Annotated in this window: 9 protein-coding genes; 5 read left to right on the top strand and 4 right to left on the bottom strand. The window is 42.7% G+C overall.

Annotation, left to right across the window (positions count from 1 at the left end; translation table 11 throughout):
• The first annotated feature begins 230 nt into the window (after positions 1-230).
• Together ACFG4S_RS02890 and ACFG4S_RS02895 are read left to right on the top strand one after the other, a co-directional pair.
• Positions 231-2,207 (top strand): AMP-dependent synthetase/ligase, encoded by a 1,977-nt coding sequence (locus ACFG4S_RS02890; protein ID WP_392533373.1) that lies wholly within the window; start codon positions 231-233, stop codon positions 2,205-2,207.
• A 42-nt stretch (positions 2,208-2,249) separates the two neighbouring features.
• Positions 2,250-2,699 (top strand): YlqD family protein, encoded by a 450-nt coding sequence (locus tag ACFG4S_RS02895; RefSeq protein WP_392533374.1) that lies wholly within the window; start codon positions 2,250-2,252, stop codon positions 2,697-2,699.
• A 69-nt stretch (positions 2,700-2,768) separates the two neighbouring features.
• On the opposite strand, the gene ACFG4S_RS02900 is transcribed toward ACFG4S_RS02895, so the two are convergent.
• Positions 2,769-3,293: a hypothetical protein gene (locus tag ACFG4S_RS02900; protein ID WP_392533375.1), complete on the bottom strand. Its 525-nt coding sequence runs from the start codon at positions 3,291-3,293 to the stop codon at positions 2,769-2,771.
• A gap of 524 nt (positions 3,294-3,817) precedes the next feature.
• Here ACFG4S_RS02900 and ACFG4S_RS02905 point away from each other — a divergent pair.
• The 3 genes from ACFG4S_RS02905 (at position 3,818) to ACFG4S_RS02915 (ending at position 8,199) form a co-directional block, all read left to right on the top strand.
• A complete protein-coding gene (locus ACFG4S_RS02905; protein WP_392533376.1) occupies positions 3,818-5,116 on the top strand; it encodes a dihydrolipoamide acetyltransferase family protein in 1,299 nt (432 codons plus the stop codon).
• 648 nt (positions 5,117-5,764) lie between these two features.
• A complete protein-coding gene (locus ACFG4S_RS02910; RefSeq protein ID WP_392533377.1) occupies positions 5,765-6,367 on the top strand; it encodes a DJ-1/PfpI family protein in 603 nt (200 codons plus the stop codon).
• A gap of 449 nt (positions 6,368-6,816) precedes the next feature.
• On the top strand, positions 6,817-8,199 hold the full coding sequence (locus ACFG4S_RS02915; protein ID WP_392533378.1) for a PrsW family glutamic-type intramembrane protease: 1,383 nt from the start codon (positions 6,817-6,819) through the stop codon (positions 8,197-8,199).
• 211 nt (positions 8,200-8,410) lie between these two features.
• On the opposite strand, the gene ACFG4S_RS02920 is transcribed toward ACFG4S_RS02915, so the two are convergent.
• The 3 genes from ACFG4S_RS02920 to ACFG4S_RS02930 all read right to left on the bottom strand — a co-directional run bounded on the left by ACFG4S_RS02920 (position 8,411) and on the right by ACFG4S_RS02930 (position 13,199).
• Entirely contained in the window at positions 8,411-9,058 is a 648-nt protein-coding gene (locus ACFG4S_RS02920) for a hypothetical protein (RefSeq protein WP_392533379.1), read from the bottom strand.
• A 144-nt stretch (positions 9,059-9,202) separates the two neighbouring features.
• Complete coding sequence (locus ACFG4S_RS02925) at positions 9,203-10,789, bottom strand: CHAT domain-containing protein (protein ID WP_392533380.1); 1,587 nt, start codon at positions 10,787-10,789, stop codon at positions 9,203-9,205.
• Between the two features lie 148 nt (positions 10,790-10,937).
• Complete coding sequence (locus ACFG4S_RS02930; protein WP_392533381.1) at positions 10,938-13,199, bottom strand: protein phosphatase 2C domain-containing protein; 2,262 nt, start codon at positions 13,197-13,199, stop codon at positions 10,938-10,940.
• Positions 13,200-13,591: the final 392 nt, after the last annotated feature.

Here is a 13,591-nt window from a genome sequence, read left to right on the forward strand (position 1 = left end):
ATAGGCGTAGGCATAGCCTGTTGTAGACATTGCTGTTTTGAACTGCAAAGACAATCTATAGCTTGCAGTCTATGTAAATTAACTTTAACATAAATTTTTGTAAATATAAACGTGGAATTCCTGAAATTATCATACACAGAAGGGAATGTGGATAATCAGGAGAGTTAATGTAGCGTAATAACAAAATAAGCTGTAAAAACAATCGGTTTAAAATCTTTAGGTAAGGTGTTATGTCAAAAACCCAAACCGCGTATTCTTTTTTATCTAATATCACTGAACAAGAACGCCAAGCATTAAGGCGGTTGGTAGATTATACCAATGTAGAATCGTTACCAGAAGTTTGGCCTTTAGCAGCTGAGAAATTTGGTGATGTTGTCGCCCTCCGCAGCCCTCACTCTAAACCAGAAGCAGTGATTACTTATACCCAGTTAGCCAAGCAAATGCAACTATTTGCTGCTGGCTTACAAGCGTTGGGAATAAAAGTAGGCGATCGCATTTCTCTAATTGCTGACAACAGTCCCCGATGGTTCATTGCCGATCAAGGTATCATGACTGCGGGAGGAGTTGATGCGGTGCGTAGCTCCCAAGCCGACAAAGAAGAACTGCTGTTTATCATCGCTAATAGTGGCAGCACAGCGATCGTAGTTGAGGATTTAAAAACACTTAAAAAACTCCAAGACCGTCTCAACGATCTACCAATTCAATTTGTCATCTTACTTTCTGATGAAGCACCACCCAGAGAAACAACCTTAAAGGTGCTGAACTTTACCCAGTCGATGGAAATTGGGGTAAATCATAATTTTGTGCCAGTCAAGCAAAATGGTGACGCCCTGGCAACTTTAATTTACACCTCTGGCACTACGGGTAAACCTAAAGGTGTAATGCTGTCTTATAGCAATTTGATGCACCAAGTGATCAGTTTTGGAACAGTATTGCAACCAAACGTGGGCGATATTGTTCTCAGCATTCTACCTTCATGGCACAGCTACGAGCGAACTGTTGAATATTACTTATTATCTCAAGGTTGCACCCAAGTTTATACTAACTTGCGCTCTGTAAAAGGAGATTTGAGACAATTTAAACCTAACTATATGGTGGGTGTACCCCGTTTATGGGAATCGATTTATGAAGGAGTGCAAAAGCAATTCCGAGAACAACCAGCCAACAAGCAACGCCTAATTAAATTTTTATTAGGGATTAGCGAGAAATATATCAAAGCGCAGCGAGTTGCTCAAGGATTGGATTTAAATAATCTTCATGCTTCAGGCGGTGAACGATTAATAGCCAAGATCCAAGCATCTATTTTGTCACCTCTGCATAGCTTGGGAGAACGACTGGTTTATGCCAAAGTGCGGGAAGCCACAGGCGGAGAAATCAAGCAGATGATTAGTGGCGGGGGTGCGCTTCCCAAACATATCGATAACTTTTTTGAAATTATTGGCGTGCAGATTTTGCAAGGTTATGGCTTGACAGAAACTTCTCCTGTCACCCATGTGCGTCGTCCTTGGCGGAATTTGATTGGTGCATCAGGGTTACCGCTCCCCGCAACCGAAGCTAAAATTGTAGATCCGGAAACAAAAGCACCTCTACCATTAGAAAAGCGAGGCTTGGTATTGTTAAAAGGGCCGCAGATTATGCAAGGCTATTATCAAAATCCCCAAGCGACAGCCAAAGCAATTGACGCTGAAGGTTGGTTTGATAGCGGCGATTTGGGTTGGCTGACACCAGAAAACGACTTGGTGTTGACTGGCAGGGCAAAGGATACGATTGTCTTAACTAATGGGGAAAACATCGAGCCACAACCGATTGAAGATGCCTGTTTGCGATCGCCCTACGTCGATCAAATTATGCTTGTCGGCCAAGATCGGCGTAGCCTGGGAGCCTTAATTGTCCCCAATGTCGAAGCCATAGAAAAATGGGCAGCAACTCAGAATCTGACCCTGGACATACAAAGCGATCGGGTTGCTTCCTCATCCACTCAAAAAATTGACCTAGAGAGTAAAATGATCCAGGATTTATTTCGCCAAGAATTAAATCGGGAAGTGCAAAATCGTCCAGGTTATCGACCGGATGACCGCATTGGGTCGTTCAAGCTGATTTTGGAACCGTTTTCTATCGAAAATGGCTTGATGACCCAAACATTGAAAGTTCGGCGACACGTCGTCATGGAACGCTATCGCGATATTATTGACGGCATGTTTGCCTGATGATTCCACCTGCTAACTGTAAAGAGTGAACGTGAAATGTTTATGGATGCCTCCAAATCTAATTTGCTACTCAAACGCGTCGTCAACGTCAAAGTTATTGTTACTCCCCTCTGGAAAGAGGAAGTACAACAGCAGCTACAAACGCAGATCAACCAACTTGACCAGCAACTACAACAACTAGACGTTGAAGGACAAAGAGCGATCGGCGCAATTCAAAAGCAGAGTCTGCAACCACCTGGACCTCAGACCCTCCAACAAATTGACAATATCCAACTCCAAGTCAATCAAAAGAAAAGTGAATTCCTGGAGCAGAAAAATCAGTTGCTGCAAAACCTCCAGCAAGTACAATTTCTCCAGCAAGATCAAGAAGTCAACCAATTCCAAATGGAGGGCTTTTTCAAAGTAGAAACTGGAGATAACTTGATTAGCAAAATGCAAGTTGAAATTGTTCTGCGCGATGGGGTCGTAGAAGAAATTCGCGGCGACATTTAAATTTGTCATTTGTCCTTTATCATTTGTCCGTCGTCATTTGTTTTCTGACTCATGACTAATGACCAATGACTAATGACATATGTGATTTAACTTTGTGTTTGGATGGCTTCCAGCCCAACATTCCACCTGGGAGCCAGCCCAAACAATTTGCCAGACAGGAGGTGAACTAATAAAAAGCGATCGCCCAAAGGTGGTCATCTCCACTCGATATTTAACTCCATCAACAGAATCATTACCCTGGTTGATTTGTGTAATTGTCACCAAGGCCTGATTTCGTTGCGGATAAACTACTTCTACCTTTCGGGTTACTTGAGCTGATGCTATATCGTCGAAGGCATTTAGGGCGAGAGTAGCAGGATCGCTACCTTGAAGAGATGAGTTGAGCTTTTGTAGAGGTATAGTTCTATAATCAGAACGCTCTGGGTATGCTAAAACTTCTTGAGACTGATGCATTGCTGCCACCTGCTGGGTTTGGCCATTACTAGTCTCAACAATCGGTGCAGAGGGCTGGTGCTGGATAATATAAACTCCAGCCCCAGCAGTGGCAAAGATACCAAGTATCACAATTAAAAAGAATTTCAACTTTGCCGACATAAAAGTAAAGAGGAATTTCAAATAGGTTTATTACCAATTTTGAATTCTAGATTGAACTGCATTCCACATACTCTATCTGTAATCTCGCTTTTGTCTCTTAAGCAGTAGTTATGAGGAATATAAATAGCAATCCCATTTAATCTGTGAGAAACTCGTAGTGGTTTTTGCAAGTCAACGACTAAAACTAGATATTAGCTAACCCTGTATGGGGATAGCTCTGTATTATAGACTTCTAAGCCATATTTAGGTTCCTAGAGTCATTGCTCATTTGTCAAGAGTCAATTAATTCTGGCATACCCAATGCCCCATGCCCTTCAGGAGTGGTGAGTAGTGAGTGCTAAGTGGGGAATTTCAGTTCTTTACTCAAAACGGGCTAAACGCCCCGCTACCGCTAACGGAACTGTTTTACCCAATGCCCCATGCCCAACCTAAAATATAAACGGTCTAAAACTCTCCCACCAAGATACAATTCGATCTGACAAAAGCTGTTAAAGTCCATAAACCATTGATTCCCAAACCACCCTATGAGCATTCACGAAGTATTTATGCCGGCTCTGAGTTCTACCATGACTGAAGGCAAAATCGTCTCCTGGGTGAAATCGCCAGGGGACAAAGTGGAAAAAGGCGAAACAGTGGTGGTTGTAGAGTCAGATAAGGCAGATATGGATGTAGAAACCTTTTATGAGGGCTTTCTTGCCCATATCATAGTTGAAGCTGGTGAAACTGCCCCGGTAGGATCTGCGATCGCCTTCATCGCCGAAACGGAAGCTGAAATTGAAACTGCCAAATCCCTCGCCAATTCTGGCGGTGCGGCTGCTACCACCTCTTCCCCTGAACCAGTTGCTGCCACAGCCTCAGCCCCAACACCTGCCTTAGCGTCTCAAAACGGGTCTAACCACAAAGAAGGAAGGCTTGTAGCTTCACCCCGTGCCCGCAAGTTAGCCAAAGAACTCAAAGTTGATTTAACTACACTTCAAGGCAGTGGTCCCCACGGTCGCATTGTCGCCGAAGATGTAGAAGCATTATCCAATAAGGGCAAACAACCCGCCCCGGCCTCTGTTGCCCCAACAGCACCCGTACCAACCAGTGCCCCTGTTGCACCCCCAGCACCTCGGACACCAGCACCCGCACCAGTGGTAGCGGCTGTTCCTGGTCAAATCGTACCTTTAACTACCTTCCAAAATGCCGTAGTTCGGAACATGGTAGCCACCATATCCGTGCCCGTTTTCCGTGTCGGTTATACAATTACTACCGATGGATTAGACAAACTTTATAAACAAATTAAATCCAAAGGCGTGACAATGACAGCGCTATTGGCAAAAGCTGTAGCGGTGACATTGCAAAAACACCCGTTGTTAAATGCTAGCTACTCAGACCAAGGTATTGTTTATCATTCTGATATCAACATTTCCGTAGCTGTGGCGATGGATGATGGGGGATTGATTACACCTGTGCTGCAAAATGCAGACGCAGTGGATATTTATTCTCTGTCGCGTACTTGGAAGTCTTTGGTAGAACGTGCGAGGGCAAAACAACTACAGCCTCAAGAATACAATAGTGGTACTTTTACCCTGTCGAATTTGGGGATGTTTGGCGTAGATAAATTTGATGCGATTTTGCCGCCTGGACAAGGTTCAATTTTAGCGATCGGGGCATCGCGTCCGCAAGTAGTAGCAACACCCGACGGTTTATTTGCCGTGCGCCAACAAATGCAAGTTAATATTACTTCCGACCACCGTATTATTTATGGTGCCCATGCTGCGGCCTTCTTGCAAGATTTAGCAAAATTGATTGAGACAAATCCTCAATCTTTGACACTGTAGTTTTGCAAAGACACCAAATTTAAATGTTAGCGCTATCAGCGAACAGCAGTTTTTCGTAGAGTAGCGCTAACATTTAATAATACCTATACTTAAATTTTCACGTCTAACTGATAAGTAGGTAGGCATAATTAAAGGGATTTTCTGTACAATAAAACCATCCTCCATTCCATTCTCTAGATTGCTCTAGATTGCACTTTAAAATTAGTTGTTGAGTATTGAGTTCAATTAGACCAATAATTGACGTAAGTGTTTATCTTACCATAATTGGAGCAAACCTTTGCAGTACTTAGGGTATTAGACGCATATCACCCCTTCAGAGCATTTTCATGTCTGCTTCAAACTATTTTTATGTTTTATAACTTAGCTAAATTAAGACTTTTTTTGATTTGCTTCTACTAGTTCATTTGTTCGCATTGAAAGGGCTGGCTTTAATTAATCCAAGTTACTAGTTATATACTAGCAGCTAACCTACAAGGATGCGTTAAACTTTGTTAAATCGCAGCTTTTAAATCGTGCATTATGGCACATTTGATGATGTAATATACCGATAAATTGACGCATCAGGCGATCGGCTGATTTGCATCTAAATTGGTTAAATAATGAGTCCTAAGAAATGACAAACGATCGATAACTGAGGATAGCAAAAACATGACTGCAAAGAAACTTTTAATGCTCATTGGGGACTATGTAGAAGACTATGAGGTAATGGTTCCTTTCCAAGCTTTGCAAATGGTGGGACATACAGTCCATGCAGTTTGCCCGAATAAAAAAGCTGGGGACAAGGTGCGAACAGCAGTTCATGACTTTGAAGGAGACCAGACTTATAGTGAGAAACCCGGCCATAATTTCACTTTAAATGCTGGGTTTGCCGAAGTAAAAGCTGAAACCTACGATGCCTTAATTATCCCTGGAGGACGGGCACCAGAATATATCCGCCTCAATCAACAGGTGCTAGAAATCACTCGTCACTTTGCTCAAGCAAATAAACCGATCGCTGCTATTTGTCACGGTTTACAGTTATTAGCAGCTGCTGATATATTACAAGGCAGAAGATGTGCTAGTTACCCTGCTTGTGCCCCAGATGTCAAGAGTGCTGGAGGTATTTATGTCGATATCTCTGTTGATGAGGCTATAGTTGACGGTAACTTAGTAACAGCACCAGCTTGGCCTGCTCATCCTCGTTGGCTGGCAGAATTTCTTACACTCCTTGGAACTAAGATTGAACACCAAGACCTGGCTACAGTTTTTTAAAGACGATGCAGCAAAAATATTTTGGTTCAATCTCTGGGGCAGTTTACTTCACTACTCTCTGCCCCAAAAAAGCTCATTAGTGGCAAACATAAATGACAATAGACCACTGGCGATTATATATTTTGTTAATGTAAATAAATGCAGTAAAAACTACTTTTTTTTAATAGATTGCCGTGTGTTTAATTTGCCGCTAGGATGTCAAGAGTAGATAACTCATCAAATCTAAATTCATGCGCCTCATAACCCAGGTTTAGGAAAAATTCTTAGTGGATGAAATACTGATTAACATGAGATGAATAAAGCAATATGAAATTTTGCACTAGGAATTTTAAATTTCTTAGCAGTAAGTGAAGCTATAGTGGATTTAGCAATGCTGCTGTTGATGTGGCTAAGGTTAGTCCTGCTGCCAAATTATTTTAAGAATTAGTTTAGAAACGCACTCTAACTCAATGACAGGCAAAAACGCAAGACATAATGCATTTCTGCGGCTAGTGTCTGGTAATGGAGCAGCTTTTGAAGCGGAATCTCGCTACTCACTGCCCCCCAGTAAAGAAATAGTAATTGGACGCGACCCCAGCTGCCAAGTTGTCTTGGATGCCATGATGTATCGAATGGTATCTCGTCGTCATGCTGTGGTTCGTCCCCTTTCTTTATCTCCAGATAGTAAATTTAGCTGGGTACTTTGTGATTTAAATAGTGCTAATGGTACTTATTTGAATGGACAACGTTTGTATGAATGTCAAGAATTGCACCCAGGCGATCGCATTTCTTTAGGTTCTGATGGACCGCAATACGTTTTTGAGTATGAGTTGACCTCCCAAACTCCGGCAACGACTGTTAACCAAGTTACACCACTACCCTCGGCAACCAACCATCACAACCACACCCAATTAAAGCAGCCTGATTCTGTTAGCTTCACTCAGCTTTTTCCGATTATTTCTACTGGTAAAGATTTAACTCGTAAAGCTTACCTCGTACCAGGAATACTGACTGTAATCTTCGTAGTGCTGATGTTTGCTACAGTCGGTCGTCCCCAAGCAAATCAAGTAATCGTCGCTACTTACATTGCCTTCGCTGCCTACTATTTTGTTTACCAACTTTGCGGTAAACAGAAGCCTTGGTGGGTGTTAATGGCTGCGGCAATGGGTACAATGCTGATTTTGCTCAGTCCAGTATTGGACTTATTTATTTTCTTCTTTCGCGGCATCCTACCTGGAAACTTGCCCTCATCCCAAGAATCTACCACCTTTACAGAATTGCTGGTACGGATGTTTTTTGGTGCTGGGTTAATGGAAGAATTACTCAAAGCATTGCCTGTATTAGGAGCCTTTGCCATCGGTAGAATGTTGTCTTCACCTTGGCGCGAAAGCATAGGCGTTTGGGAGCCTCTAGATGGTATTCTCCTGGGAACGGCTTCTGCTGTGGGCTTCACTTTATTGGAAACCCTCGGTCAATATGTACCGGATATCACTCAAAATGTCACGCAACAGGTGGGTATCGGTGCTGCTGGTCAACTGGCAGGATTACAACTGTTGATTCCGCGAATTTTAGGATCTGTGGCTGGACACATGGCTTACAGTGGCTATTTGGGCTACTTTATCGGTTTAGCTGTCCTCAAACCTAGTAGAAGTTGGCAAATTCTTTCTATTGGTTATTTGAGTGCTGCTGCACTGCATGCTCTCTGGAATGCTACCGGATCGATTAATGCCTTGCTGTTGGTAATTGTTGGAGTGTTATCTTACGCATTTTTGATGGCGGCAATTCTCAAGGCACGGGCACTTTCACCAACGCGATCCCAAAATTTTGCTACCCGATTCCTTGGTCCGAGATAACGAATACCTGTTACTTTTGAATATCTATGTCTTGGGATAGATGGTCTCATTCTCAAAATAGCGTATCGTTATGCTACATTTAGCATCGCTTGACTTAAAAATTAAGAGTTAGTGGATGTTTAAAAGAGCAAGCTAATACTAGCAAATAAATCTACCTGCTCCAAAAATCCCATCCTATTTAATCATTCAAAAGATAAATAGCAGACTGAAGTTATGATTCAGATTTGTACCTGTCGATTTGAGTGAGAGCGTAGTAGGCGATCGCCAAGCTAATCTTTGCTTGCTCTATTTCAGATAAATTTGTCCACTCTCTATTATTAAGCTTAGTGATGGTAGATGCCGGATTATGCGATTCGCTACTTCGCATAGCATAAGCAAAAGGACGAGCTAAGACTAAAAGATCCTCTGTTTCCCAACTTGGTAGTACTGCCTGAACGCATTCAACTAGTTGTTCGCCCCTTAATTGGTGAGGTGAAAATATCTCAGCAGCTTTGGTGGCAATTGTGTTAAGCAATGTCTGTGGAATACAGGTATAAAAAGCACCGCGTAATGCTTCTTGCAGATTAAGCACTAATGACTGTTGGGGATTATGATTATCGGTTTCACTAGGGGAGATAGCAGACCAAAGTGTATCTAGATGATTGAAAAAATCTGGCGATCGCTTTGTTAGTTCTTCCTCTAGTAAATCTTGTATCCCAAACTGTTCTTCTAGTTCTTGAAAATAAGCTTCTGACTCTTCATCTGCTGGATTCCAAGGATAGGTAGCATCGTCTGGTTGTAATAACGCTTCTAGTAATTCTAAATCTACTTGAGACTGCAAAGAGGAGAAAGTGTCTGAGCCGTTGATTTTTTTAGTCATTTTTTATTGCCTCACGATTATTTGGTGGTATTGACAGCTACAATTGCCGAGAAGAGATTTCCGCAAAAAAGTTGATTTTTTCTCTTGGTAAAAATAGATTTTCAAGGCTGATTCTCAAGACCAAAACTGGTTTCTGCAATCACTCTACAAGGAGTCTTCAATAATAAACTCCCAGGTTTCAGCTCTAGCACTTCCAAACTTTAACTGCATTCCCGATTTCAGCGGGACTTCCTCCCGGAGGATTTGTTGCCAACCATTAGGACCTAAAAACCATGTTGTCCCGTAGGTGGAAAAATCTTGCAAATAATAAGTTCGCACCAGTGTAGCATCAGTCAAAGTATTGCGGCAAAAGATTTCGGCGTGACGTTTAGAAACAGATGGTTCGGGAATGACAATATCATTATCTTTGGTGCGACCAATGCGAGTAACTCCATAACGTAATAACCAGCTTTTATCTTTTGAAGAGAGCGATCGCAAACTTGCACTAGGAACGACAGAACCTACATCAGGAATGGCTGTGTCTGGTAATTCGGTAATTCCTTCATCAAGGTTTTTAACGAGTTCGCCATTAAAATCTGGATGCAGGTAAAGAACAGGCAAAGTCCAAGCAGGTTGATTAAATCTATATAATGTTAATAATTCTTTCCTAGCCTGTGTCACAGCTTCATCAATTGGCTTATACAATCGCAAAGCTTCAGCAAAGGCTTGAATAAAACTGTGGCTTTCGCGATCGGCGATTTCGTCGCGCATCCCTAAAACTGCTGGTACACCATGTCGAATCAATACTTCTGACAAACTGCTAGCAGGTATCGCTTGATTATTCATAGCAGCTGGTTGCGCTCCCCAACAGGCGTTAAAAACGGCTAACTTCACACCAGTACGGGTCAATACTTGGGCTAATTCTATACCATTAAGGGTCATGTCTGGTCGCAAAAACAGTAACCCACCGTCTGGATCTGGCAAACCGTGTCCAGCATAAAAGAAAACATTGTATGCTTTGGTTTCTAGTTCTTGAATCAACTCTTCTGGAGATGGTTGCAAGAGTTGATTTACCATACAGGGGGCATATCTTTGGGAATTGCTATCTACTGGGGTATCTAAAAGAGTTCGCTGTAAAATCAGCGCTTCTTCTTCTAGTTGCAGCTTTTCATCGTGACCTAAAACCAACAAAATACTTAAAACCTGGTCAGTTCGCAAATACGGTAAGGGGTCAACTTCACTGCTAGTACGACTAAATAACAAATCTTGGGAAAGAGACATAGCCGATTGACCAGGTTCACGCTGCATAATTTCCCAAGGTAGAGCAATGAGATCCGGGTCGCGGATTTCCAGTCGAAAGCGCAAACGTGTATGCTGTCCCATTGCAATCCCGCGACTGCGTTCCAGACTACCAAGAATTTGGCCATCGAATACCCAGCGCCATAAATTCATTCCCAAGTATTGCATCAGACGACTGCTGTGGGGACCAACGATCTGACCTAAAGGGGATGAAATCGCATCAATGGGTAACGACGGGTTGCTTGTTTGAGATGTTGAGTTTGGGGAAATATCTAAACGACTATGACCAGCAAACATTTGCTGCCATTCTTGCCATGCTTGAGTCAGTTCAACAGGCCACACACAGTCACGTAAAACATAGCCACTGGGATAGGGAGCCTTGACCACCCAAATAGCGAAGTTGTCAGTGCCAGTATTTAAGAGACGGGCGATCGCCAAATTCAGGGATGGCATGGATTCATAAAACTAAAAGCTAAAAACAAATAATTTCAAATAACAATTCTCCAAGGTAAAAATTTTTTACTTTTTTACCTTGTCAGTTTTTTACTCTGGTTGTTACCTGTTATTATTCCAGGTTTTTACTAGTTTATCGAGTATTTGACTAAGTTGGACTGGTCTCATCTGGTTGAGTAACTGGGGGTTGGTTAACAGTTCTACATGGATTTGGTGTCGATGATTGTAAAACAGAGACTCCAAAACTCTTCAGTTGGGAAAATTTAATCAGTACCCTTTCGCCTGTTTTTAACACCGGTTTTGATGATGATGGTGCTTGAGAGGGTGCTGGAGTTGGCGTACTTTTATTTGTACAAACTCGCACAAGTACTAAAAAATCTCCAGATGCAGGTTTGGGATTTGGTTTGGTCTCAATAACTTCTAAAAAACTTTTAGCAGCAAGCGGTTGGTTCTCTCCCAAGGGGATTTGATTGTTGGTTTGAATTACCCAGCCAGGAGCCAGGTTAACCAGGGTTCGGGGTGGTTGTGTGGCGATAACAGTAGGGTTTGGAGTCGCTGTGGGATTGGATGATATAACTGGAAACGGGCCTGATTGCGATCGCAGTTGTCTAACGAACAATCCTACAGTACCTGCTGCTAGTACAAATAACAACAGAACTATCCACTGTAGGGGGAATTGGGAAGTTTTTGTTGGCAGACTTTCCTCGATGACCTGAGTTTTCTGGTTTGGGCTACTGATAAGGGCTGCATCTGTGGCTCTTGATGCCAAATCAACAGTTTTTGCTGAGTAACTCTGGGGAATGACTGCTTTAACGGTGATTTCTGGTTCCCAGTATTGGACTTGATAATGTACTAAAGCGACGGTGACATTATCGTGTCCGTTCTTCGTATTAGCGATTTCGACTAATCTATCTGCAACATTTGTGATGTTTGTTTCCCCAAGTAAAATGGGCAAGATTTCTGTTTCCCAGTACTCTTCTACGCGATCGAAATCACTCAATCCATCGGATGTGAGCAGAAAAATTGCATCTTCATCGAGCATAAACCTTGCAGAGGTGGGATGCAATGAAGTGCTAGGACCCATCCCCAAAGCCTGGACGAGTGAACCAGCAGAACTTTGTTGCACGGCTTCTCGGTAAATGGCATAGCCTAGGCGCACTTCGCGGGAAGCGACATCATCATCAAGGGTAACTTGATAACAGCCCTGGCGTGTAATCCAGTAGGCACGACTATCGCCCACATGGGTAATGTACATTTCATGAGCAACTGGCAATGCCATAACTAAGGTTGTGCCCATGCGCTGACGCCCTTGGCGATTTTCAGTGTCATTACGCTGACTAATTTTGTCATTAGCCATGGCCACTGCTTTTTCTAAGTCACTCAGCAGCAGTGAAGGATCTATGTGGTCGTAGGGAACTTTCGTGAGTTGCTGTACCTGCTGTTGAATTGTTTCAATAGCTAAATTTGATGCGACATTGCCGCCTTCGTGTCCGCCGATGCCATCACAGACAATTGCTAAGGCTGTGGGCTGGGGTGGTTTGCTCACCAGGGTGCCACTGTGGGGGCTACAGGCATCTTCGTTACGTTGGCGACTCGGCCCGGTATCGGTTTTAGTGATAATTTTAATCGTGGGTGTTTGCGATCGCCCTAATTCTGCCAATCCCCGATCTAAAACTGTGATTAATTGTTCGGATGAATGAATTTCTCCCTGAATTAGGGAAAGGCTAATGCGATCGATAAATTCAGTAATGGCTGGTTTGGCGTTATCGATCAATTGCTGCCAGAATTTACCTAATTCTGGCAATTCTGGTGATGTGTCGGTGTCGAAACGCAATTCCAATAAACGTACTAATGAGCCTTCTACCCGCAATACATAGGAGTCAAGTAAGCTAGAGGCTACACCTTCACTTGCCAGAGGTTGCCACAAATGAGCTATCTGCCACAACCAATTGAGTTGGCGCATTGATGTAGCGTCACGCCAATCTGTGGTTAACTCGTTTCCTAGATCCACTTGTTGAGTTGTGCGATCGAGCAATAGTGGCGGTTTTTCTAAAAGTAAGATTTCTTGCCCTGAGAGATCGTCAGCTAGGGCTAGGACTCCATATACTTGCGGTACGTGTAAGCGGTAGGGAATGAGTCTAAGGTAAGCTCTGGGAATATGTAAATTCTCTAACTCTGGCGTTAGAGTTAATAAACCAGGCTTTGTATCTAGGAGAACAAATTTATCAACGATTAAATAGCGATCGGCTAATATTTTTCCAGGGTTGCCCAAACTCAGACCATCCACCGCAGCCCAGAGATAATTTTTGGGTAGGGGCGTAGAACATCGCTGGCAAAACTTGTGAGTCAGGGGGTTGGCAGCCTGACAATTTTCATTTGGACAGTAGAGCGTTGCCGCGTCATTTTCCATAGTTTTCCCACCGATCGGAGATTGGCAATTTCTTTAACAGCATTAGTAGGGACAATCTAGACCGCTCACCTTTCTTAAACTTGACATATCCAGACTTCAGATGATGATTCTAGCTGGTGGTTATCAGCAGGTGCTAATACTTAACTTATCTAAAGAATACGCTCCCAAGTCAACCCTACAGCCTCATCATAGCTTCTATTGCTCTGTGACTCTCCATCATCAAAGCAACTAACTCCAACCCTGTCACCAAAGCATAACTCAAGCATAACTGCGCTATTTGCTTTTATTAAATTACTCCATTTTCAATAAGCAGATTAATGTTGGTATTTATCTAGTTTATAAGTAGGATAGCAATAATTAACTTTAATTAAGAATTAAGATAGGTAATATAC

Origin of the sequence: Nostoc sp. C117 (genome assembly GCF_043099735.1) — a bacterium.
In the GTDB taxonomy this organism is placed as follows: domain Bacteria; phylum Cyanobacteriota; class Cyanobacteriia; order Cyanobacteriales; family Nostocaceae; genus Nostoc.